Origin of the sequence: Paenimyroides aestuarii (assembly GCF_024628805.1) — a bacterium.
Taxonomy (GTDB): domain Bacteria; phylum Bacteroidota; class Bacteroidia; order Flavobacteriales; family Flavobacteriaceae; genus Flavobacterium; species Flavobacterium aestuarii_A.
The window spans coordinates 1,622,635-1,647,183 of sequence record NZ_CP102382.1; the positions used below are offsets into that span (position 1 = coordinate 1,622,635).

24 protein-coding genes and 1 pseudogene are annotated in these 24,549 nt (G+C 33.2%); 18 read left to right on the forward strand and 7 right to left on the reverse strand.

Annotated elements, in window-relative coordinates; genetic code table 11:
• Positions 1-51: 51 nt before the first annotated feature.
• A complete protein-coding gene (locus NPX36_RS07655) occupies positions 52-441 on the reverse strand; it encodes a hypothetical protein (RefSeq protein WP_257498149.1) in 390 nt (129 codons plus the stop codon).
• A gap of 235 nt (positions 442-676) precedes the next feature.
• Here NPX36_RS07655 and NPX36_RS07660 point away from each other — a divergent pair, with 235 nt between their 5' ends.
• Complete coding sequence (locus tag NPX36_RS07660; protein WP_257498150.1) at positions 677-1,171, forward strand: thermonuclease family protein; 495 nt, start codon at positions 677-679, stop codon at positions 1,169-1,171.
• Positions 1,172-1,733: 562 nt separating this feature from the next.
• Here the strand turns inward: NPX36_RS07660 and NPX36_RS07665 are convergent.
• Positions 1,734-3,301: pseudogene (locus NPX36_RS07665) on the reverse strand (IS1182 family transposase); the annotation flags it as partial.
• Positions 3,302-3,396: 95 nt separating this feature from the next.
• The gene (gene lysM, locus NPX36_RS07670) at positions 3,397-3,855 is read right to left on the reverse strand and encodes a peptidoglycan-binding protein LysM (protein WP_257498152.1); all 459 of its coding nucleotides are present in this window, start codon (positions 3,853-3,855) and stop codon (positions 3,397-3,399) included.
• A gap of 217 nt (positions 3,856-4,072) precedes the next feature.
• On the opposite strand from lysM, the gene NPX36_RS07675 reads away from it, so the two are divergent.
• The gene (locus tag NPX36_RS07675) at positions 4,073-6,229 is read left to right on the forward strand and encodes a S46 family peptidase (protein ID WP_257498153.1); all 2,157 of its coding nucleotides are present in this window, start codon (positions 4,073-4,075) and stop codon (positions 6,227-6,229) included.
• A 112-nt stretch (positions 6,230-6,341) separates the two neighbouring features.
• On the opposite strand, the gene NPX36_RS07680 is transcribed toward NPX36_RS07675, so the two are convergent.
• On the reverse strand, positions 6,342-7,166 hold the full coding sequence (locus NPX36_RS07680; protein ID WP_257498154.1) for an IS5 family transposase: 825 nt from the start codon (positions 7,164-7,166) through the stop codon (positions 6,342-6,344).
• Positions 7,167-7,253: 87 nt separating this feature from the next.
• Here NPX36_RS07680 and NPX36_RS07685 point away from each other — a divergent pair, with 87 nt between their 5' ends.
• Complete coding sequence (locus NPX36_RS07685) at positions 7,254-8,045, forward strand: hypothetical protein (protein WP_257498155.1); 792 nt, start codon at positions 7,254-7,256, stop codon at positions 8,043-8,045.
• An 80-nt stretch (positions 8,046-8,125) separates the two neighbouring features.
• Here the strand turns inward: NPX36_RS07685 and NPX36_RS07690 are convergent, their stop codons facing one another.
• Complete coding sequence (locus NPX36_RS07690; protein ID WP_257498156.1) at positions 8,126-8,554, reverse strand: hypothetical protein; 429 nt, start codon at positions 8,552-8,554, stop codon at positions 8,126-8,128.
• A gap of 61 nt (positions 8,555-8,615) precedes the next feature.
• Here NPX36_RS07690 and NPX36_RS07695 point away from each other — a divergent pair, with 61 nt between their 5' ends.
• The 12 genes from NPX36_RS07695 (at position 8,616) to NPX36_RS07750 (ending at position 19,777) form a co-directional block, all read left to right on the forward strand.
• Positions 8,616-9,044, forward strand: coding sequence for a hypothetical protein (locus NPX36_RS07695; protein WP_257498157.1), 429 nt, complete (start codon positions 8,616-8,618; stop codon positions 9,042-9,044).
• 15 nt (positions 9,045-9,059) lie between these two features.
• A complete protein-coding gene (locus NPX36_RS07700; RefSeq protein ID WP_257498158.1) occupies positions 9,060-10,049 on the forward strand; it encodes a hypothetical protein in 990 nt (329 codons plus the stop codon).
• Entirely contained in the window at positions 10,012-12,345 is a 2,334-nt protein-coding gene (locus NPX36_RS07705; protein ID WP_257498159.1) for a DUF677 domain-containing protein, read from the forward strand. Before NPX36_RS07700 ends, NPX36_RS07705 begins: the two co-directional genes overlap by 38 nt.
• A 160-nt stretch (positions 12,346-12,505) precedes the next feature.
• Entirely contained in the window at positions 12,506-12,898 is a 393-nt protein-coding gene (locus NPX36_RS07710; RefSeq protein ID WP_257498160.1) for a DUF805 domain-containing protein, read from the forward strand.
• 506 nt (positions 12,899-13,404) lie between these two features.
• Positions 13,405-13,665: an addiction module protein gene (locus tag NPX36_RS07715; protein ID WP_257498161.1), complete on the forward strand. Its 261-nt coding sequence runs from the start codon at positions 13,405-13,407 to the stop codon at positions 13,663-13,665.
• Positions 13,662-13,937, forward strand: coding sequence for a type II toxin-antitoxin system RelE/ParE family toxin (locus NPX36_RS07720; protein ID WP_257498162.1), 276 nt, complete (start codon positions 13,662-13,664; stop codon positions 13,935-13,937). Before NPX36_RS07715 ends, NPX36_RS07720 begins: the two co-directional genes overlap by 4 nt.
• Positions 13,938-14,275: 338 nt before the next feature.
• Positions 14,276-15,115, forward strand: a complete 840-nt coding sequence (locus tag NPX36_RS07725; protein ID WP_257498163.1) for a DNA adenine methylase — start codon at positions 14,276-14,278, stop codon at positions 15,113-15,115.
• Positions 15,115-15,885: a DpnI domain-containing protein gene (locus NPX36_RS07730; protein WP_257498164.1), complete on the forward strand. Its 771-nt coding sequence runs from the start codon at positions 15,115-15,117 to the stop codon at positions 15,883-15,885. Before NPX36_RS07725 ends, NPX36_RS07730 begins: the two co-directional genes overlap by 1 nt.
• A gap of 7 nt (positions 15,886-15,892) precedes the next feature.
• Positions 15,893-16,219 (forward strand): hypothetical protein, encoded by a 327-nt coding sequence (locus tag NPX36_RS07735; protein ID WP_257498165.1) that lies wholly within the window; start codon positions 15,893-15,895, stop codon positions 16,217-16,219.
• 135 nt (positions 16,220-16,354) lie between these two features.
• Entirely contained in the window at positions 16,355-17,419 is a 1,065-nt protein-coding gene (locus NPX36_RS07740; RefSeq protein WP_397376468.1) for a DUF6997 domain-containing protein, read from the forward strand.
• A gap of 247 nt (positions 17,420-17,666) precedes the next feature.
• Complete coding sequence (locus NPX36_RS07745; RefSeq protein ID WP_257498167.1) at positions 17,667-19,022, forward strand: UDP-N-acetylmuramate--L-alanine ligase; 1,356 nt, start codon at positions 17,667-17,669, stop codon at positions 19,020-19,022.
• Between the two features lie 119 nt (positions 19,023-19,141).
• Positions 19,142-19,777: a hypothetical protein gene (locus NPX36_RS07750; protein WP_257498168.1), complete on the forward strand. Its 636-nt coding sequence runs from the start codon at positions 19,142-19,144 to the stop codon at positions 19,775-19,777.
• Here NPX36_RS07750 and NPX36_RS07755 read toward each other — a convergent pair.
• Positions 19,765-20,421 (reverse strand): DUF1287 domain-containing protein, encoded by a 657-nt coding sequence (locus NPX36_RS07755; RefSeq protein WP_257498169.1) that lies wholly within the window; start codon positions 20,419-20,421, stop codon positions 19,765-19,767. The two genes, NPX36_RS07750 and NPX36_RS07755, sit on opposite strands and share 13 nt — an antisense overlap.
• Before the next feature lie 27 nt (positions 20,422-20,448).
• On the opposite strand from NPX36_RS07755, the gene radC reads away from it, so the two are divergent.
• Positions 20,449-21,147 carry a RadC family protein gene (gene radC, locus NPX36_RS07760; RefSeq protein ID WP_257498170.1) on the forward strand — a complete coding sequence of 233 codons (699 nt, stop codon included), beginning with the start codon at positions 20,449-20,451 and terminating at the stop codon, positions 21,145-21,147.
• A gap of 50 nt (positions 21,148-21,197) precedes the next feature.
• Here the strand turns inward: radC and NPX36_RS07765 are convergent, their stop codons facing one another.
• Positions 21,198-23,090 (reverse strand): AraC family transcriptional regulator, encoded by a 1,893-nt coding sequence (locus NPX36_RS07765; RefSeq protein WP_257498171.1) that lies wholly within the window; start codon positions 23,088-23,090, stop codon positions 21,198-21,200.
• 215 nt (positions 23,091-23,305) lie between these two features.
• Here NPX36_RS07765 and NPX36_RS07770 point away from each other — a divergent pair, with 215 nt between their 5' ends.
• Both NPX36_RS07770 and NPX36_RS07775 read left to right on the forward strand, forming a co-directional pair.
• On the forward strand, positions 23,306-23,932 hold the full coding sequence (locus NPX36_RS07770; protein WP_257498172.1) for a hypothetical protein: 627 nt from the start codon (positions 23,306-23,308) through the stop codon (positions 23,930-23,932).
• A gap of 118 nt (positions 23,933-24,050) precedes the next feature.
• A complete protein-coding gene (locus NPX36_RS07775; protein WP_257498173.1) occupies positions 24,051-24,440 on the forward strand; it encodes an HU family DNA-binding protein in 390 nt (129 codons plus the stop codon).
• Positions 24,441-24,549 lie beyond the last annotated feature (109 nt).

Consider the following 24,549-nt stretch of genomic DNA (forward strand, 5'->3'; position numbering starts at 1 on the left):
TGTTCCATAAAAAATGATGAAACACTTTTTTGTATAAAAATTAATTTATAATTAAAGTGGTATTGTATAACTTACACCAATGTAGTATTTATTGATGTGTACAGGTTCACCCGGTGTCCAAGTTCCGCTCCCTTCTGCAATAACTCGGGTTCTACGTTTTGAAGCCAAAGGAGCATTATAGGTTTCAGGAGTAGTTAACCTAATTTCTAATTTGTAATCAAATCCTATTGCAATTCCCAATCCTTGCTGATCCACTATTTCTTGAGGCATTTCCTTGAAATAGGCAATCTGGTCTTCATTTAATTTAAAATTTGAAAGTCCCCACTCTCTAAAATTAAATTGAATTTCTTTCAATTGGTTTCTAAATTCAGCTTCAGGAAGGGATTCTAATTCTCTTCTTTTTAATTCTACACCTTCTTGTGTTAGTGGTACTTTTTGCATAATAAAATGTTTAAAAATTTAATTATCAACAATATACATTTTTTAAAATGATAATAACCTATTTAACAGTAACAATTAACATGATTATAACATTTTACTTACACTAAACACATCTGCTACAATTAGTAAATATGACTAAGGAGCTCTATTTTATAATACTCCTAAAATTGAGACAACAATTTGATATGGAAATTAACAAAAAAAATAATTAATTTTAAATTTTAAAACAAACCCCATGAAACACCTTATTTCCCTCTTTTTTCTTGCAACATTTACCTTTTGCGGTTCTAACAAGAACGAGTTTCACGATACTTCAGCAGCCAATAAAGAATGGTATCTGGTTACAAAAGTGGTAGATGGCGATACTTTTTGGGTGGATAACGGCACATCGAAAGGAATAAAAATTCGGTTGACAGGAATAGATGCGCCCGAATCGCAAAAACGTTGGAAAAGAGAAGAAGGTTATTACGGAAAAGAATCGAAAGCCTATTTAACCCAGTTGATAAAAGGAAAAAAAGTTCGTTTAGAAACAGATATTGATTCTTTAGACCGATACGGTAGAACGTTGTCTTATGTGTATTTAGAAGACAACACGTTTGTAAATGCCATTATGATAAAAGAAGGTTACGCCGTAATAATGACCGTGCCACCCAATGTGCAACACGCCGACTATTTTTTCAAACTACAAAAAGAGGCACGTGAAAATAATCGCGGATTATGGAAGCAATAACCAAAATGAAATATATACAATTATGATTGTCAGCTGTTGATAAGGATGTTTTTTAACCTATAATGTGTCATTCCGAGGAACGAGCAATCTCTTTAATAATCCTGAGATTGCTACGCCAGTTCGCAAGCTCCGGTCTTCATTACACTTCGTTACTTTCAGAATGGCAAAGTTATAATTATGCCAAATATTGGATATTTAGAAAGCTATCCTATATTATCAAGTATAAATTATTCATTGATTTGTTTTTTTGCCACAGATACACAGATCTTATTCAACATATTAAAGTTATTAATAGTTAAAATTTCACAGATTTTGAATGCGTTGCATTCAATAAGTTGCTTAATTTTTATGATTTGTTTAGAATATTGTTTAGAATAAGGCATAAAAATCTGTGCATCTGTGGAATTTTACAGTACCTTTTTGGGTTAAGCAAAAAAGAGGCTGTCCAAAAAGGGCAGTCTTTTTTTTATGCGGCTAATTTTTGATAGTGAAAATTTTGATGATTATTTTTAGTTGAAGAAAATTCTTGATGCTTAAAAATGAAAATTTCAATTTCAAAAATCATTTTTGAACCTCGTTTTGCGGTTTTTACAACAATTTTCTTAGAAGTCGCTCCTTTAGCCACCATTTTTCTAAAATTATGTCCAAGAGCCATCAGTAGAAATTCTAATTCTACTTTTTCTAATCCTTTGAATGTAAATCTGTTAAATTTATTATTGCTTTTGAGTTGACCAAAGACAGCTTCTACTTCTATCGGGCGTTTGCTTCGGTGTTTTAAACCTTCTTCGCTAGTTAATAATGTTTTAGCCTGTGGTTTTAATTCATTTAATCGGTGGTTGACTTCTATTTTTCGGTTGCCTTTTGCATTGAAACATTCCCTCGAAGCGGACAATTGTTGCAGTTTTTAGCTTGATAATAAGACACTTGCGATTCGTATCCGTTGCTCGAAATTCGTTTGCCTTTGCCTATATTTTCCATTCGTTGACCCATCGAAAACGTAAAAATCTTGTTCTTGGTTATAGAATAAATTCTGAACCAAAAACGGATTGTTTTCCATCTTCTTTTTCTGTTCTGCATGAAAATAATTATACTTCACATACGCTGTAACGCTCTTATTTTCAAGCATTTCGTAATTCTCCTCACTTCCGTATCCTGCATCGGCAACACACTTCTTTGCTTTGTTTTTTGTAAGCATTTTCAAAACCTTCCAAATGAGATTCTAAAGTGGTGGTGTCACCAGGTTTTTGATGGATAGAGATGTGTGTAAAAATGGTTTTTCAGTTGAAATCTGCGTATTATAAGCCGGTTTAAGCTGTCCGTTTTTCATGTGATCTTCCTTCATCCGCATAAAAGTAGCGTCGGGGTCGGTTTTGCTGTAAGAATTCCTATCGCTAAGTTTCTAGGTCTTTTTCGTATTTTTCTAATTTTGGAAGATGCTCATCCTGAAGTTTTTGTAGCTCTTTTGCCTGTTTTTTGGTAGGTTCTTTTAGTTTTTTGTTCAATTCAGATAACTTCTCTTTTAGTTCTTCGGAATTGATTTTTTTGGGCAGTTCTTCCTTGTTAAGTTCTTGATTATCTGATTGAATACTGTTTTCAATATCTGAAAGAATCGTATTGATTTTAACTTCTAATTTTTCTTTGTACTTTTCCACAGAACCCCGCCAAACGAAGGTGTATTTATTGGATTTTGCCTCAATTTTTGTGCCGTCAATATACTGAATATCAAGGCTGATGTAGCCCAATTCTACAGCATTTTCACCACTTCGGCAAACAAATCTTTGATTTTCTCCTTCAAAATTTTCCCTCTAAATTCGTTGATGGTTCTAAAATTTGGCGTAGAATTTCCCGAAATGTACATAAAATGAATGTTTTCGGTAAGGCTTTGGCGATTTTTCTACACGAATAAATGTTGGACAAATAGCTGTAAAACAACACTTTAATCATCATTCTCGGATGATATGCAGAGCAACCTCCGCCTAAGTAAAGATTTGTAATATCGCTGATATCCAATTGATTAACCACCGAATCCACCAACCGAACGGGGTGGTCTTCTGGAATCAAATCAAAAATATTGATAGGGAAAAGTTCTGGAGAGTTGCCTGTTTGATTTTTAAATGTTACCTTAGCCATAGTTGGGTTTTTTGTTCAACTCTAAAATACGAATTTTTTAGAGAAAACACAACAAAAAAAGGGCTGCCCAAACTTTTTGGACAGCCTCTTGTAGTTTATAAATTTGGTATTCTTAAAACCTGACCCGGATATATTTTATCAGGATGACTTAACATGGGTTTATTTGCTTCAAAAATGGTGTTGTACTTGTTGGCATCGCCATAAAATTCTTTTGAAATTTTTGATAAAGTATCACCGCTTTCAACTGTGTAAAACTGTGCTTGCATCATCGGTACCATCACAATCATTAAGTTTTGAACCTGATCCACACCTTCCACATTTCCAAGAGCCAAAATAATTTTTTCAGCGTCTTCCTGCGAAGCTACTTCTCCTTCCACTTTCACGTCGTCTTCCGTTACCGAAATTTTTAAGCGGTTGTATGCCAAACCTAGTTGTTTCACATAGTCTAACAAAGCTTGTGCCTGCAAGTTGTGCTTTTCTTCAGCAGGAGCTTCTTCTTCTTTTTTGCCAAAAATTTTAGCGCCCTTTTCTTTAATAAATGAAAATAATCCCATATCTGTTTTTAATTTTTAAATTTATATAAATGTAGTAAAAATTTGAAACATTAAAAAAAACGAGCGCTATTTATTACTCTAACCTTTTTAAAACAACATAAACATATTACTGCACCATATTCAAAATTGTATAATTATCGTACTTTACAATTTTCTAATCACCCACAACTCAAAACAATTTAGTATCTTCGCATTCAGATCATAAATCAGCAAAATAATGAAAAAATTAAGCTTATTTCTTTCTTTGTTTATGCTTGCCATGCCTTTGGGTATGTTTGCAAACGAAGGAATGTGGTTTTTAATGTTCATTGAACGATTAAATTACCGCGATATGCAAAAAATGGGGCTGCAATTAACGCCCGAAGAAATTTATAGTATCAACAACCATTCATTAAAAGATGCCATTGTGCAGTTTGATGGCGGTTGTACAGCAGAAATCATTTCAGATCAAGGTTTGGTTTTAACCAATCACCACTGTGGTTACGATAAAATTGCAGAGCTTTCCACACCACAAGACGATATTTTAACCAACGGTTTCTGGGCAAAAACAAAAGCAGAAGAACGCAAACCTAAAGATATTTCGGTGCGCTTCTTTGTGCGAATGGACGATGTTTCTAAACGCATTTTGGGCGTGGTAAACAAAAACATGACCGAAGCCGAGCGTGAAAAAGCAATCAACCAAGAAATTGCAAAAATTGAAAAAGAAAACAACGAAGGCGGTAAATACACCGTATCGGTTCGTTCGTTTTTTCAAGGAAATGAATATTATTATTTTGTGTATCAAGATTATACCGATGTGCGTTTAGTGGGAACACCACCTGCATCTATTGGGAAGTTTGGTGGAGACACCGATAACTGGGAATGGCCACGCCACACTGGTGATTTTTCAATGTTTCGTGTATATGCCGATGCCAACGGAAATCCTGCAGAATATTCAAAAAACAATGTGCCTTTAAAACCTAAACACTTCTTGCCGATTAATATCCAAGGTTTAAAAGAAGGTGATTTTTCTATGATTTTGGGTTATCCAGGAAGAACCAATCGTTGGATGCCGGCAGAAGGTATTCAGCAAAATGTAGAATTTTCATATCCGGCTTGGGTTGAAGGATCTCGTTTAGGTTTAGATGTCATGAAAAAATACATGGACAAAAGCGATGAAGTTCGTTTGGCGTATGCAAGTAAATATGCAGGTGTTGCCAATTATTGGAAAAACCGTCAAGGAATGATTGATGCGTTAACCGCTCAGAAAACCGCCGACACCAAACGCAAAAACGAAGCAAAATTCAACAAATGGGCCAACAAGAAAAAGAATAAAGACGAATACGGAAACGTAATTGCCGATATCAATGCCTATTATGCAGCAACAAACGAAAAAGCACGTCATGATAATTATTTAATGACGGTTTTGCGCACGTCTAATTTAGCTACAATTCCTTATAGTTTTGGAAATGCATTGATTCAATATGCCAATGAAAACGAAGCAAAACGCGCAGAAATGCGTCCAAGATTAGAGGAAGCAATTAACGATGTTTACAAAGAATTTCACAGTCCGTTAGAAGCAGAAATGTTGGCGCGCCAATTAAATTTATATGCTACAAAATCAAAAGGTTATGCTGTGGCACCGTATGTGAAATCGTTAGGAGAAAAAAATAATTACGATTACACAAAGCTTGTTAATAAAGCATTAGAAGGAAGCGTGTTTTCATCAAAAGATTTATTGATGAAGTATTTGAAAAATCCAGATAAATCAATGATTGAGAATGATGAGTTGTTCAAAATTTCTGGCGATTTATTAACGAAATACCGCGAACAACCGGCAAATTTAGCGCCGTTGAAAGAAAAATACGATGTGGCGTTCCGCAAATTGGTTGCAGGTTTACGCGAAGCTAATCCAAAAGTAAAATACTATCCAGATGCAAACTCAACATTGCGTTTAACTTATGGAAAAGTAATTGATTTACCACGCCGTGCAGACCGTCCGAACGATGCTACCGACAACTGGTACACTACTTTAAAGGGAACCATTGCAAAGCACAAAGCAGGCGATGAAGAGTTTGAAAACCCACAACGATTAATTGATTTGTACAACGCAAAAGATTACGGACAATATGCCGATGAAAACGGCGAACTAATTGTAAACTTTTTAACCGATCACGATATTACAGGTGGTAACTCTGGTTCACCGGTTCTAAACGGAAAAGGCGAGTTGATTGGTTTGGCTTTCGATGGTAACATTGAAGCGATGGCAGGCGATGTGATTTTTGATCCTAAATTACAGCGCACCATAAACGTTGATGCACGTTATATTTTGTTTATCATTGATAAATATGCAGGTGCAACCAACTTAATTAATGAATTAAAGATTATTAAATAGTCTGAATTGATTAATAATTTAATAACCCCAACGGAGTTTTAACGCTGTTGGGGTTTTTTATTTGAATACAAAGTGTTTTTTATTATATTTACAAAAATTATATTGAAGTGATTTAAACTTTTATTTTATTAAATTTTCTTAGAGCAATTACTATGAATGCTAAATAATTAAAGCCTAGCCAACTTATAACTGTTGTGTCGAATCTATTTAATATGGATCTAAAACTATCCATCCAAGCATTTGTTCTTTCTATTTTATATCTCTCATTATAAAGTTCTTGGTCAAAATATTCATCTCTATCTGTATCGCCATTTCTTTTATTGAAACAAATATTTGCATGTATTTCTTTTTTCTCACAACACAACCTAAATTCTTTAGAATCAAAGCCCGCATCAGCATTTAAAAAAAGTCCTTCAACTGGAATTTTTGCTTGCTCTAAAGTTCCCGTTATCACTTCAAACTGAACTTCTATGTTAAAAAGATCGTTATGATTACCAGCTACTGGCTCTGAAATGGCTAATGGAATTCCTTGTTTGTCGCTTAAATACAATGAGTTAGTGGTTTTACGTTTCTTTCTACCTTGATATTCTACTTCTTCACCACCCCTAATTGCAGAGGTATGACTACCATCAAAATCTACATTCGAAAGGTCTAATTTTGATTTGTTTTTTTCTAAAATGCTTGTCCAGATTTTTTTTAAAATATCTGCCTTACACCATTTTCGATAATGATAATAAACCGATTCCCAACTTAATACATTTTCTTCAAATAATGCCTTAACTGGAAGTTGATGCCATTGAACTCCTGTTTTAAGTTTGTAAAGTACAGCATTTACTATTTCTTCCAAAGGAACTGTTGCCTGAAAACCTCGTTTTGCTAATGGTAAATAAGGTACTATTTCTTTTTTTATTATATCTTTGTTCAGTACACTGTACATAAGGGTTGATTTTGAAATGAATATGTTTTGCAACACAAATTTCGTCAACCCTTTATTATTTACAAAATAAGTTTAAATCAATTCATTATGAGAATAATAACCACCACTTTTGCTTTAATTTTTTTATTAGTTTCATGTAATAATGATGATCAAGGCGGAACAACTAAAAACGTTAATAAAAGATTGAAAAGTATTAAAACTTTTACCTCTGCTTTTTTTTATGAATATGGCTCAAACAATTTTATTTCCAAAGAGCATGTGAATTATGGGGGGGATAGAATTGTGGGTACGGTAGAATATATATATAATTCCAAAAATCAGATAATTGAAATAAATCAACAAAGTAAAAATAAAGAAGTTGATGGAACATTTAAAAATTTTGTTGTAAACATAAATTATCAATATAGCAATGAAATATTAATATCGTCAATTGAGTATTTTGGTTATTTAGAAGAAACAGGTAGGAATGAAGTTAAATCTACGTATGAATATAACAATGGAAATTTGGTAAAAAAGATAGAAGAAACTACTGACTCTTTCAATAATTATTATAATATTCATACATTTTATACTTATTCAAATAATAAATTAATATCTGCTGAAAGTAAACTTTTTGAGAATGGAGCTTATATTCCAGGATCCAAAATTGTAACTTACACATATGATACGAAAGTAAATCCTGAATATAACTTGTTTCCAAAGAGTTATTTAATGATAAAAGGCTATAATGTTAATAACATCATTTCATATTTTGATGACCAAAACCCTAATGCAAGTTATGATGATGTAATTACTTATGACAAAGATGATTTCCCTGAAAAAAAACTTAGAAGCTTTGGAAATGGCAACCAGTTAGAATATCTTTATGAATATGAATAATAAAATATCCAAGAGCAATTATGTTTTTGGATTTTTTTTATTTTTAGAAAAAAACTCAGATAGTCAGAACTCTGTTTTTTTTATTCAAATAAAAGAGCGTTACTACCAACTTGTTTTATACGATTACTTTTTATTATCCATATCGTAGGTGTTTCTCTGCAAACTAGAGCTTGTTTTAATGAATCAACATTGTTCATACTTTCGATTTTAAAGCTTCTTTCATGACAGGATAAAAATATTGAATCACCCTTTATATTCCATATTCCTTTTTCATTTAAAACGCATGTTTCAGAAAAATAGCTTTTATCTTTATTAAGAATTAGTTTTGCGTCAATAGGAAAATTTCCATTGTAAAAAAACATATTAAATTGCGTGTTTTTTGATGAATAAACAATGGGGTATTCTTTAGTGTCTAAACTGGAACTACAGGCATTTATTAGAATAACACTTAAGATAAAAATGATATTTGAACGGTAATTTTTAATAATCATTGCCTTACAAATTTTCATCTAAAATAATATTTTCACATTAAATTTCATTACTTTTAATTGAAATTAAATGCTGTTCATTATGAAAAACATCCAATTGAAACGACTAATTCTTCTTCTTTTAATAGTAATTGGTCAAAATGTATGGGCACAAAAAAAGGTGAAACGCACCGAATACGGCAATTTTGGCAAAGCGGGTACTTATACCGAATATGTTTCTAAAGAGGGTGCTACGGTTCAGGTGGGCGACACGTTACAGATTTACAATCCAAGCAATTTTGAACGTTATATGTACATCACGCAAAACGATTCCTATCTGCGTGCCGATAATATGAATAAAAAATTAATGATAAAAGCCATAAATGTTTCGGGCGATGACAAAAAAGGCTACACTGTGTTTTTTACCTGTAAAGGCTTAGGTGCAACACCGGTTTTTGTTCGATACGAAGATGCTTTACAAACAAACGAAATTAAATTGTTAAACGAAGATAACGCTACTTTGCAAGAATAGTTTTTTCTTTGCACTATGAAAAAAATAGGATTGTTGGTGGTTCTTATGGCTTTAGTAATGGCATGTACGGCTAAAACCGAACCCGTAAGTACTGCTTTTTATTTTTGGCGAACCACTTTTGCACTGTCGCCTGCTGAACAAAATTCTTTAACCGATTTGCAGGTTAAAAAACTGTACATTCGCTATTTTGACATCGGTTTACAAAAGGGCGAAGCCATTCCCGTTGCACCTATTGTTTTTAATGAATCACCAAAAAAATATCAAGTGGTGCCGGTTGTTTATATTAAAAATGAAGTTTTTTTGCAAACAACGCAAACCGACAGCTTGGCTGAAAAGGTGTATCATTATATCCAACAAATCAATCAATCGGCAGATGTTTCGGTAAATGAAATTCAGTTTGATTGCGATTGGAGTCTTCAATCCAAACAAAACTATTTTCAGTTTATAGATCAATTTAAAAAACTACATCCCAACGTATCGGCTACCATTCGCTTGCATCAAATAAAATATCCCGAAAAAACCGGAATTCCACCTGTAAAAAACGGTGTGTTAATGTATTACAATATGGGAGTTATTGGTTCGGATGACGAAAATTCCATCTATTCTCAAAAAATAGCACAAAAATATGTAGCATCTTTACAAAATTATAAACTACCTTTAAACATTGCATTGCCCGTTTTTAGTTGGGGCGTTCATGTGCGAAATAATCAAATAACCAATTTAATAGGTGGTTTGCGAGTGAACGATTTAACGGGAGATGAATTCAAAAAAATCAGTGAAAATCGATTTAAAGTATTGAAAGATGTTGTTTTTAAAGGCAGATATCTGGCGAAAGACGATGAAATTAAAATTGAAGCTGTAAGTGCCAATCAGTTAAAAGAAATGATGCGCGATATTAAAAAGAACAGCAAAAACAAACCCAACGAAATTATATTTTACGATTTGAATGAAAATAATTTAAAAGCTTATGAAAACAAAGATTTTAAAACTGTTAGCAGCTGGTAGTTTAACGGCTGTTTTAAGTTACGGCGCATATATATACGCTTGTGCAGGAGGTGAGTGGGGTGCAGGTTACACTTCGCTTTTTTCGCCCGAAATCACAGTGAACAACAAAGAATATGAACCGTTTTTTTACGATGATTATTTTATATTTTACAATGGCTACAATGTGCAATCGACCACCGATTTGTTTAAAGCAGAAAACGTTTCAGATTGGACAAAATATTTAAAAAAATACTCGCCCGAAACGGTGGAATATTTCTTGTATGATGAAAGTTTAGATGCTCCTTTGCGCACCATTAGCCAGTCTAAGAATGCAGAAGCCGAGTTTAAAAAGCAAAATTTTAAATTCAGTTTGGATACTTCCGACGAGAAAACACAAAAATTCGTGTTATTTATCATGTTGGCACGCGGTATTGAAACCTATTCCAACCAAACCTATAATTATTGGGATTACGACAACCGAAAACAACTCAATGCCGACAGTGATTTTACCACAAAAGTGGAAAGTCTGTACAAAAAAGATGTGACTCAGAAAGACGAATTCTTTAAAAACCGTATGTGGTTTCAGGTGGTTCGATCAAAATTTTATTCATCAGATCGCGGTTCAGTAATTCCTTTTTTTAATGAAACCCAAAACGAGCAACCGAAAAACAACTTGTATTATCAAGCCATGAATTATGTGGGCGGAGCGTATAAAAATTTAAAAAATTACGAAAAAGCAAATGCTACGTTTGCACAAGTTTTTCATCAATGCAAACCTTTAATGGCATCGGCTTTGTTTGATTATAAACCTTTAGATGAAGCTGCTTTTAAAACATCTTTAAATCAGGCATCAAACCAAAACACCAAAGAAACCCTATATGCATTGCAAGGATATTATACCAATGAATTCAGTGCCATGCAAGATTTGTATCAGTTGAATCCAAATTCGCCGCATATTGATTTTCTGTTGTCGCGCTGGGTGAATATCAATGAGCAAAATATCAACACCTACACGGCATACGAAAAATTGGATATCGATGCTGGGAAAATCAAAAAAGAGTTGAAAGACAAAGTAAGTGCGGCTGAGGTTAAGTGGATCAACGACGTGGCAAGCGATGCAAAAGTGCACAATCCGTATATTTGGAAAACCACCGCGGCTTATTTTAATTCATTGATTGGCGATTATTCTAAAGCCGATAAGTTATTGAAAGAAGCACATACTTTATCACAAAATGCTAATCAAAAAAATCAGGTACGCAGTTTGCGCTTGTTCAACAACCTTTTAAGCACCGATGAAATGAATCAAAAAGCCGAAGGGAAATTGATAGAAGATGTAAATTGGTTGTTTTATGAAGATAAATTTCCTGTGAAAGACTATGTGACCGAAGGAAGAATTGATTATTTAAATTCGTTTACAAAAAAATACATTAGTTCGCTTTACAAAAAACAGGGCAATGGATTAATGTCGGAATTAACCTATTCAATTAAAGGTTTTTATAAAGATCAAAAGCAAAGCATCGCCATGGAAAAATTGTTGTTGAGCAGTGAGCGTTCTGCTTGGCAAGATCTTTTTGTAGGGGTTTATCCGTATAAATTGGCAGATATTTATGAAAGCCGTGGCATTTATTTGTTCTATCAAGATAAAATTGATGAAGCAATTGCCGAGTTCGAAAAAATCAAGCCTTTTGAAAGCAAAACCTATAATTGGCAAAAAGACAAATATGAAACCGAAATGGTGGATTATAAAAAAGCACAGTTGCCAGGAAATCCGTTCAATGGAAAAATTAAAGATTGCAACGATTGCGATCATGCAGCCAAACAATCGGTGAAATATTCGCAGCTCGATTTTCTGTACAAGGTTAAAGAAATGAAAGCAAAAATTGCGGCTGGTGAAGATGTGTATAACAATGCACTGTTGGTTGGTAATGCTTTTTACAATACATCTTACTTTGGAAACGCCCGATTTTTTTATTACAACAGCATCATTGACGAATACGGAAACAGTATCAGCAACGAACACAGCAAAATGTTGTACAGTATGGAAAACGTTAGAAAATATTACAATATAGCCCAAAAAGCAGCAGCCGATAACGAGCAAAAAGCAAAAATGGCATATATGTTGGCAAAAACACAGCGCAATGATTTTTACTACAACAAATATTTCTCCACAACAAGTTATTGGGGTTATCCCGACGGTCCTGTAATTCAGAAATGGCAAGGCTTTGTAGATTTAAAAAATAATTACAGCGACACTAAATACTATCAAGACGTAATTGCAGAATGCGGTTATTTCCGTAAATATTTAGGATTGCAATAATTAAGATAAAAGAAAATAGATGAAAGAGTAAAAACATCGTGTTTTTACTCTTTTTTTATGTTTTTATACGGGATAATTAAATTAAAAATATATTTTTGTTGTTATGGAGAAATCGAAAATCCAAATGAGAAAAGAGTAGAAAAAGTTTTAAAAAAAATTTATGATTGATTGGTACAAAAAAGTAGTTTTTGAAAACTACGCAAATTTTAATGGAAGAGCGCGAAGATCAGAATATTGGTATTTTGTTTTGTGTAACTTTTTAATCACTATGTGTCTATACATTCCCATGATAATTTCAATGGGGGTATCTGGAGAGCAACAGCCCGGTGCGCTCTTTTACCTATTTTTCGCACTTATCATGATTTATAGTTTAGCTATCCTTGTTCCGTCATTGGCAGTTGCAGTCAGAAGATTGCACGATACAGGCAGAAGCGGTTGGTTTTACTTTGTAGGATTAATTCCATTGGTTGGATCAATCCTTTTATTAGTTTGGTTTTTCACAGAAGGACAAAGAGGAACTAATGAATACGGCCCAGATCCTAAAGAAGTATAATAAAAGCAATTTATAAATTAAAAGAGTAAGAGCATCATGTTTTTACTCTTTTTTTTGTTTTAATTGAATTAAAATAGTAATTATCAATATTATACCTGACAAAAAGCTTATAGGCAGCCCAATTATTGGAGGAGGTAAATTGAAAGGAGGATTAGTCCAACCGTTCTCTAATGCTTTTTCATAAAACGAAGTACCCTGAATTAGAAATGATAAAATAGTAACTATTATTTGAAGAACTAGATTGATACAAAAAAGCCAATCAAAAAGGATCCTTTTATCTTTTTTTAACAGACTTGAACCCATTGATAATTGTAATAAAACTGGTATAAATACAATTCCAATAGAAATCCAAAATAAAAAGTCTGAATATTTCATGAGCTATAAATAAAGATCAAATCTAGTAAATTTAATATATTTGTAATTATAAAATTGATAAAAATCTCCAACTCCCAATTTTATCAATTCTCTAAAAAAATCATTATCTTTGATAGAAATATACGGAAGCTATGGATACTACATTTCGATTTTCATCTGCAAACGATATTACAGAAGAGTTTATAGAAAAACTAAAAAGTTTCTATAACGGAAAGCCTGTGTCTATAACAGTTACAGAAGATTTTCAAATTCCAACTGATAACGGATCTTTAATTCCAGAAGATTTTATCACAGAACTTCAAGAAAGACAAAAAGAGTATGAAAACGGAAAAGTTCAAGGTTTGTCATGGGATGATTGTAAAAAGGAGTTGTTAGAACGAGTTAGCAAATGAATTATCGTTTAGTAATTTTACCTAAAGCGCAGGCAGAAATGGCTGATGCTGTTGATTGGTATGAACTGCAACAAGCTAAATTAGGTAAGCGTTTTATTTCATGTGTTGACAAATTGTTCAATATAATTTTAAAAAATCCTTTTCAATTTTCAGAGAAAAAACCTCCTTTTAGAGAGGCATTAGTAAGTAAATTTCCTTATTTAATCATTTATCAAATAAAAGATAATAAAGATAGTTGTTTACTCTGTTTTCCATACTTCTCAAAATCCTAAAAGCTGGCAGAATATCTAGTGTGAACTAATTAAGAAAATAGAAGATAGATAAAAGATTAAGAGTATTATGTTTTTACTCTTTTTTGTTATTTCAGCTTGTCATTGTTTAAATCACTCACAAAATTTCACATAGTTTGTCATTCCGACGAAGGAGGAATCTCAAGAAGATTTAATTTTTGTTAAAATAAATGTATATTGCAGTAATAGTTTTTCTTAAAAAGATTGTTATTGCGTTATATATAATATAAAATAATTTTTTTCGAGAGAAATGTCGCTCAAGAATTATCGAAAAATCATTAAATTAGCACACATAAAATTAATAACAGGAGTAATCTAAAATGGCAAAGAACAATAAATTAGTAGGACCATTTCTAAAATGGGTTGGAGGCAAAAGACAACTTATGCCTTCAATTGTTGAGCATTTGCCTGAAAATATTAAGGATTACAAATATATTGAGCCATTTATTGGTGGAGGTGCTGTGTTATTTAATTTGCAACCCAAAAACGCAATTATTAATGACTATAATGATGAATTAATTAATGTTTATAAAGTCATTAAAAGCAATCTAGACGAACTAATTGCTGATCTTAAAAAACATAAAAACGAAGCTGAATATTTTTATTCAATAAGAAGTTTAGACAGAAACGGAGAGTTTAAAAAACTTACTGATGTTCAAAGAGCGTCGAGAGTGATTTTTTTAAATAAAACTTGCTTTAATGGGCTTTATAGAGTAAACAATGCAGGCGAATTTAATTCGCCTTTTGGTAGATACAAAAATCCAAATATTGTAAATGAACCAACCTTAAAGGCTGTAAATAAATTTCTTAATAGTAATAATATAGATATCAAGAGCGGTGACTATTCTGAAATTTTGAAACAAGTAGATAAAAAGTGTTTTGTGTATCTAGACCCACCGTATCATCCAATTTCTGAAAGTTCAAATTTTACTGGCTACGTTCAAGGCGGTTGGAATATATATGACCAAATTGACCTAAAAACTGCTTGTGATGAATTACATAAAAGAGGAGTAAAATTCCTGCTTTCAAATTCATCAGCAGAGTTTATTAAAGACCTATATAAAGACTATAAAATAACTATTGTAAAAGCAAACAGAGCAATTAACTCTAACGGTGCAGACCGAGGTGAAGTTGATGAAGTGTTAAATATGGTTGCGTAATGGATTTAAAGTTTGATTTAACTTTAGCAAGTAATTATACAAGCAAATCTCAAATCTCAAGAGTATTGACTGAAAGTTGGGTTAAAAAAAATTCTTTTTGCCCTAATTGCAATAATCCATATTTAGAACAATTTAGTAACAATTCACCTGTTGCAGATTTTTATTGCAAAAATTGCTCTCAAGAATATGAATTAAAAAGTAAAGATGGATTATTATCAAAAAAGATTGTTGATGGAGCTTATCACACAATGATAAATCGTATTGAAGCAGATAACAATCCCAATTTTTTCTTTTTAACTTACGATAAATTAAACTGGAGTGTACGTGATTTTTTAATAATTCCTAAACACTATTTTGTTCCTGATTTTATTGAAAAGAGAAAACCACTTTCTGAAAACGCAAGGAGAGCGGGTTGGACTGGTTGTAATATTTTATTAGATAAAATCCCTTCTTCTGGAAGAATTTTTCTCATTAAAAATTCAGAAATAATTGATAGAGATTTAGTTATAGAGAAATGGAAAGAAACAGAATTTTTAAAAAGTGTAAACCAGAAATCTCGAGGCTGGCTAATTGATATTTTAAATTGTGTTGATTTAATTCCGAATAGAAATTTTAGACTTGAAGATGTATATAAATTTGAAGCTGAATTGAAATTAAAATATCCAAATAATCACTTTATCAAAGATAAAATTAGACAGCAACTTCAAGTATTACGGGATAAAGGTGTTATCGAATTTGTTTCAAGAGGAACTTATAAGAAAAAAAATTAAACCAAACATGATGATTTATACAGGCGAAAAAGCAAGTCAAATTCTTAAACAAAATTTAGAAAACAGAGAAAGCCATATTTGTAGTGGTTATTTTCTAGAAGGAGATGTTTGGATAGCATTTGATAATTATACCGAAGATTGTTGGGTTGAAGAATTTACTACTGAGGAAATGGCAATTTGTTGGATTGAAGATTTTTTTGAAATATCAGAAAAAGAAGATTTCAATGTACAAAAAATAGGCAATGATTTACTGTATATTCCGAATGAAGGACATTTACAATACTTTTCAAAAGACAATATTTACTATTCAAAATTTCATACGCTTTCTGCGTGAGGGATAGTAGCGAAAAGCCCACAGCGAGGAACGAGCGAGGACTTGTAGCGGATAGCCCGACCCGAAGGGACACGCCCAAAACTTTTTGCAGACAACAAACTTTCAATCTTATCAACTTCAAGAGGTGGTTATGTTATTGGAGAGTTTGAAACGTTTTGCGACTTCAACACAGACGAAATTGAAGTTTCGCCAATTGAATTTCCTACATTTTTAGAAAGTCTTGATTATCGTGATATAACAAGTGAAGCCACAGCTATCAACTGTGCTTTTGTATCAAAAATTCTTCACAATTTTACAGAAGAAGAAAATTTATTACCGACTGTTAGTGGACGAATGAGTTCGTCTACATTTAACTTTGGTATTAACTCATCTAAAGGGTTATTTAATGTCAATGTAGGTAATTCACAGGTAGAAATTGATGGAGGTTATGAGGGAGACAATTCGTTAAATCTAATTGAAGCTAAAAATTATATCTCGGACGATTTTCTTGTAAGACAGCTTTATTATCCGTTTAAACTTTGGAGTAGTAAAATCCAAAAACAAGTTCGCCCAATATTTTTGACTTATTCAAATGGAGTTTTTCATTTAAGAGAATATGCGTTTTCTAACGTAAATCATTACAACTCTCTTGTCCTTGTCAGACACAGAAAATATGTTGTTCAGGAAGGCAGTTTTAACCTTGAAGCATTAGTCCAAATTATTGACACTACAAAAACTGTAAAAGAACCTGAAATTCCTTTTCCACAAGCTGATAGTTTTGAAAGGGTAATCAATCTTTGTGAACTTTTGAAGCAAAAAGAGTTTATTTCAAAAGAGGATATTACTCAAAACTATGACTTTGACGGACGACAAACCGACTATTATTCTAACGCAGGAAAATATTTAGGATTAATTGCTACAGGGCGAGATCCATTAACAGGACAAACAGGTTGTTTCTTAACAACAAAAGGAAAGCAAGTTTTTAATTTAAACCTTATTGACAGACAAAAGGAATTTGTAAGACTAATTGTTTCTCACAAAGCATTTAAAGAAACATTGAAACTTTATCTTGACAACGGAGAAATGCCAAACAAAGAAACGATCGTAGAAATAATGAAGCGCTACAAGTTGTATAATGTTGGTTCAGAATCGACATATTTCAGAAGAGCATCAACAATTATAGGTTGGACAAATTGGATTTTAAGTCAAACTGAAGAGTAAAAAAATACACCATAGTATAAGTGATTTAGTTAGATTAAGAGACTGAAGTGTTTCGGTTGGGTGTTTTATGTTTAATAGTTTATTGAAAAAAAATCAATATCGGAGTGCAAATTAAACAGACTTACGAAGTAAAACATTTAGATGAAGACTTTTTTGTAGAGCAATAAAATCTCTTTTCTTTCTTCTTGATTCTGTTTTCCAATTCCCTTAAAAAAACGTACTTTTGATTATCAAAAAACAAAAAACAATGCGCGTACATTTTATAGCAATAGGCGGCAGCGCCATGCACAATTTGGCTTTGGCTTTACACGATAAAGGCGATGTGGTTACAGGCAGCGATGATGCTATTTTTGAACCATCGAAATCGCGTTTGCAGGCAAAAGGTTTACTTCCGGCAGCAGAAGGATGGTTTGCAGAAAAAATCACCAATGAAATTGATGCCGTAATTTTGGGAATGCACGCAAAGGCAGATAATCCAGAATTGCTGAAAGCGCAAGAATTAGGATTGAAAATTTATTCGTATCCAGAATTTATTTTTGAACATTCAAAAAACAAAACCCGCGTGGTTATTGGTGGATCGCACGGAAAAACAACCATTACTTCCATGATTCTGCACGTGATGAACTATCACAATGTAGCAGTAGATTTTTTGGTTGGTGCACAGTTGGAAGGGTTTACCAATATGGTGCATTTAACCCAAGAAAATGATTTTATGGTGATTGAAGGCGATGAATACCTGTCATCACCCACCGATTTACGTCCGAAATTTCATTTGTATCAACCAAATATCGCCTTGATAAGCGGAATTGCGTGGGATCATATCAATGTGTTTCCAACGTTTGAAAACTATGTAGAACAGTTTAAAATATTTATCGATAAAATCACCAACGGCGGCATTTTGGTTTATAACGAAGACGATGCGGTTGTAAAACAAATTGCCGAAGAAGCCGAAAAACCAATCCGCAAAATGCCTTATTCGTTACCAGAATACACCATTGACAACGGAATTACGTATTTAGAAACCTTAGACGGAGCCATGCCTATTGAAGTTTTTGGTGCACATAATTTAAGTAATTTAGCAGGTGCTAAATGGATTTGTCAAAATATGGGAATCGATGAAGCGGAGTTTTACGAAGCCATTGCATCGTTCAAAGGAGCCAGCAAACGATTAGAAAAAATTGCTGCAACAGAAACCGCAGTTGCTTATAAAGATTTTGCACATTCGCCAAGTAAAGTGTCGGCAACTACACAGGCGGTTAAAAAGCAATATCCCAACAAAAAGTTAGTTGCATGTTTAGAACTGCATACATACAGCAGTTTAAACGCCCAGTTTTTAACGGAATATCAAGGTGCGTTAGATGCTGCCGATGTGGCGGTGGTGTTTTATTCGCCCGATGCGGTTGCTATTAAAAAGTTGGAAGAAGTAACAAAAGAACAGATTGAACAAGCGTTTAATCGTGAAAATTTAATTGTTTACACCAATCCCCAAGCGTTTAAATCGTTTTTATTGGTACAAGATTTCACCGATTCGGTTTTATTATTGATGAGTTCCGGCAATTACGGCGGACTGAATTTTGATGAAGTTCAAAGTATTATAGAATAATTTAAAGAGACTTTATAATTATAATTTATCCTACAAGGTTTTTAAAAGCTTTGTAGGATTTTTTGTTTGAATAAATAAGAGCATACCAACAATTTAGTATATTCGTAAAAAGTGATTTTATGAGAGCGTATGCTGAAGAAGGTTTAAGTATTGTTGAGGTTCTGCCCAAACCACCAAATAAATTCTATGTTTTTGTTAATAAAGGACTATATGTAGTAATTTTAATTCCAATAATTGCTTTACTCTTTCACAAATATCTTCCGGATTTTGTTGCAATCTTCCTTGGAATCTTTCTTTTTGTATATATCCTATTTTATTTTTTTTATATTCAAATAGGTAATTTGTATAGAAGTGAAAACATAGCCTATCAAGTAATTGGAAAAATACATTTTCATAATGATTTTTTAGAAATCATGAACAATCGAATTGAATTTTCTGAATTTAGATCAATAGAAATTATTTGTTACGATTTTGAAGATAGAAGAAGACCAAGTAATACTTTATATGATCCTTTATATTCTTTAGGAATCAATAATTTTTTGACTGTTTATTTTAAAGATGGAACAGTTACTAAATATCAATTTAAACTATTGAACGAAATTCACATGTTTTCTTTTAGAAAAGAATTAATTCACTATTATAAATTGGGATTAATTCGTGAATTGAATCTTCATGATATTCTAGGTAATCATAGTTTTGAAAGCAAAAGTGATTTTAGAAAACATAATCCAAAATACAACAATTACCCCTCATAAACAAAATGACCCACAATGGTGTATTTAAACAAACAATCTTCCAATACCTGTCCGCCGCCCACGTTGTGAACAATCAATCGGCGTTTACCGTCTTTAGAAAGTTGGTTGGTCACAATGCCAATATGTGGCAGCTTATCGTTAATCATCCACGTGACAATAGCTCCCGTTTTATAATCATCAGGGTTTTGCGTTACTTGTAGTTTCTTTCCTTTTCTACTGAAAAAAGTTTCTAAATTAGGCACGCGTCTATGATCAATATTGGTATCGGTTTTTGTTGCTCCCCAATTTTTCGGATAGATGCTAAAATTAGCGCGCATATCTTCATGCACCTCTTTTTGTAAATCGATGCCTAATTTTCTGTACGATCGAATCACCACATCGGTACAAACTCCGGTTTTTGCAGGGACATCACCATTTGGATAGTCAATAGCAACATAATCGGGTGTGTATCGAACCGAAGCATCAATGATAGAAAGGGCTTTTTCAGATAGTTTTTTTCTGAAATCAGAAACATCATCGGTAATGGTATCTTTCTGTGTGGTGGTTTCATCAGAAGAAACTAAAGCAGCATTAAAACTTTCCTGACTTTTCAAAGTGCACGAACTAAATCCAACTAAAATCAAAAAAAATAAAAATACTTTCATATATTTATAAGCGTTAATTATTTGGGCATGAGTAACGAAGATAAACATTTCTCTATAAAAAATTGGAGCGAAGACGATCAACCACGCGAAAAATTATTGTATAAAGGCAAAAATGCATTGAGCGATGCCGAATTGATTGCTATTTTGATAGGATCGGGCAGTCGCAATGAAAGCGCTGTGGATTTGTGTAAACGCATTTTGCAGCAAAACAACAATCAATTGCATCAACTTCAAAAGCAAAGCATTCAACAATTAATGCAGTTTAAAGGCATTGGCGAGGCAAAGGCAATCACCATTGTAGCGGCATTGGAACTGGCAAAACGATTGCAAATTTCAGAAACAAAACAGCTTACCAAAATTGGCAGTGCCGGCGATGTGTGTAAACTCATGCAACCCATTATTGGCGATTTGCCACACGAGGAGTTTTGGGTTTTATTGCTCAATAACAGCAACAAAGTGATTTATAAACTGCAACTAAGCAAGGGCGGACTCACTCAAACTGTAGTTGACATTCGTTTAATTTTCAAAACCGCTTTAGAGTATTTAGCTACTTCTATCATTATTGTGCACAACCATCCATCGGGACAATTAACGCCCAGTACAGCAGATAAAGACATTACTCAAAAAATAAAATTGGCGGGAAAAAGTTTAGACATTCAGCTTTTAGATCATTTAATCATCACCCAAAACGGTTATTTTAGTTTTGCCGATGATGATTTGTTGTAAAAAATAAAAACATATCGTGCAGGCAAATTTTAAGGGCAATATACTACGAGTTATGTTTGCACTTCTTCTTTTAGTTGACCAATATAAAAAGACGGCGAAATGCCCGTGCATTTAAGAAAAGCGTTTGAAAAACTTCTACTGCTTGGAAAACCCAATAATTTAGCAATGTGACTGATTTTATAATGAATCCATTGCGGATTGGTCTCAAATTGTGCCAGCAAATAATCAATACGCAATTGGTTCACATAATCTGTAAAAGTTTTTCCTTTACTTGCATTGATATAACTTGAAAGATAGCTTCGGTTGGTTTCAAACAAAACGGCCAATTGATTTAAATTTACATTTGGGTCCAAAAAACCTTGATTTTCTTCAAAAACTTCTAAATACTGCGTGATACTTTCCCACGCCTTATTGCTTGCTCCGGTAACAGTTGAGCGTTCGTTTTTCTTAGAAATGCTATTTATTTCTTTTTCAGTGGGTTGTGAAATTTCAGGCGTTGCAGTCAATGCGTCTGTAGAAGCAGGGACTTCTGCTTCCTTAACTTCTTCTTGAGCGTTCAAATCCACTGTTGTAGAAGCTTCTGGTACATTAGTTGGAATATCTGAAACAACAAGTGTTGGTTTTACAATTTCTGTAAGTTGCGTTTTTTCTTCCGCTTTTGCGTTTTTGCGTTGGGCAACCAGTTCGTTGTATCTTTTAGAATATTCTTTCTTTTTGAGGTAGTTCCATAGCAGTGCCACAGCAAATCCTATTAAAAGAAGCGATCCACCCACAATAGCTGCTGTAAATAATCGGCTTTTGGTTTGCAATGAATATTCCAAACGCGCTTTTTCGCTTTCTAAATGTTTAATATCGAGCTGCTTGTGCAAAGCGGTACTTAAAAAACGGTATTCGTTCTGCAAAAACACGGTCACCTTTAGCAATTGATTGGTGTAATACAACTGTTTCTCTTCATTCTTTTGCTGTTTGTAATAATCCATTAAATAAGTATAGGCCTCTTTCGTTTCCAAGTTTGCATAGTTTTTTTCCTGAAAAAAGGCATCCACTTTATTAAAATACGCAATTGCATCTTCTTTTTTGTCCAATTTCCAATAGTTTACACCCATATAATAATACGCAATACTTTCGTTGGCATAATCTTCATTCGTTTTAATTTCGGGTAAAGCACTTTTAAACGTGGCAATACTTTTTTGGTAGTCGTTTAAAAAGTGCAGGTTTAAAGCATATACGTAATTGATATAAGCTTTCTCAAAATTTTGTTCATCGGGTGTAATTTTAGGGAGTTGCGAAAAACCTTTATCAATAAGTTCATTGCTATACGAATAGTTTTTTAAATAGGTATGGGTGAGCGCTTCATACCGAATCGAATTCATGAAGCCTAACTGATATTTGTAGCTGCTAGAACCATCAAAAAACATACGGGCTTTTTCAAAATACCCCAAAGCATCTTCATATTGCTGCAAATAAAAATAGGTTTGCCCAACAGCATAGAGGGATCGGTGGTATTCGTATGCGTGTTTTTTTTGATCAATTAGCTGCAACGCTTTTAATTCGTATGCTAAAGATTGTTGGTAATTTTTCTCGATATAAAAAACGGTTGAACGTATTTGATAGGTATCAATAAGATGTAAAGGTTCATTAATTTTTAAAGCTTGTTGGGTTAAACTATCGGTAAAAAGATGCATCACTTTCGGATCATCGGTAGTAAAAACAAAGTGCTTGTACGCATTAAATAAATGCTCGGTATTTTGCGAAGCCTTCCCTTTTTTTATGTAAGCATGTAACCAATTGTAATAAGTAACCGAATCTTTTTTAGTAAGCACATTTAGTTTTTCGCGCATCTCATTTAACGAATGATGGGCGATATTTTTTTTGGTATCAGATTGGGCAGTGGCACAAAATGACACTGTAAATAGATAAAAAAGCAGGTGTAAAAAGCGCATTTTTCAGGTATATGGGATTGGTTTATCCAAATGTACAACTTTTTTTTTGAAACATAAAACCTTGTTAATTAATGGTTTTTACGATTTTGCAACTGCATTTTGATCAAAGTGCACAACAACTTTTTGCACATACGAAACCATGGGTGTACATTTGATTACTTCCTACCACGTACAAAATCAACCCAACTATAAATCATTTTTAAAAACTATATATTATGAATAAAATTACCCACCTTTTTTATTTTGTTTTTTTAATCTGCATCGCAGCATGTTCGTTTACTGACGAAGAACAATTTGTCAATCCATCAATAGTGGTAAACAACAATCATACAGCAAAACCTGCACGTACCGATTGGGCATTTATTGCCGGACAATTGGTGCAAAGCTATACCAATAATTATAGTACCACGAGTAACAGTACCCTAGCTGAAAAAATAGTGCGGTTAGATTCGGCTTCTATGCAAGTGGTACTTTATAACGATTTAAAACCATTAAACTTTTCTGCACCAACCACTAGCGAAGCACAAGTATTTTTAACAAACTATGAAACAGCGTACAATAATTTAGATGTTTCGGTAACTATGAAAAGTTATTTAACAGCCTTTTTACAAGAAAACCCCAACTATGATATACTTTTAACCACCATAGAACGTGATATTTTGTTAACGCTCACCGAAAAAAAGCAACTGCGGTTTATTGCAATGTGGCTAGTTGATACCACAACTCCTCCTGAAGTAGATATTTGGAAAAAGAGAAAAATTTTAGCTGCTGTAAAAGGTTTTGAGCAAAGCACAGCAAATGCATTGTTTAATGTGGCTTTAGTAGAAATAGCAAAAAATTAAAAGAAAAGCGAAAAAGAAAATCCCTAATTATTTGCCCTTTCCCACATGCAGCACCTCTGCGTGTGGGTTCTTAAAAATTTAAAAACACAAAATATAAACCCTTTAAAACAAATAAATTATGGCAATTAAGTACAAATTAATTCAGAAAGGAGAGCCGGGTGTAGTAGGTGGCGGTACAAAGAAATGGTATGCAAATATGGCAACCGATGGCGAGCAAACGGTTGATGACATAGTGAAAGCTATTGAAAAATTCAGTGCACTCAGCGAAGCCGATATCCGTGGGGTTATCATAGCGCTTGAAAACGTGATACAAGATGCGCTTACAAACAGTAAAATTGTCCGTTTAGATAAATTAGGTTCTTTATATCCTTCTTTATCAAGTGAAGGCATCGCAACACCCGAAGAGTTTACTGCTCAGAAGCATATTAAAAACGTAAAAGCAAACTACCGTCCCGGCAAGCGTATTACCGATGCGTTAAAAGCAGCCACACTGCAACGAGTAAAATAATTTTTAGAACACCTATGTATTTGTTGTTTAAACCACGCGTGGTTTTAGTTAGTTGCACGCGTGGTTTTATTCAAAAGCACCTTAGGTTTGGTCTAAAAGCACACGTGGT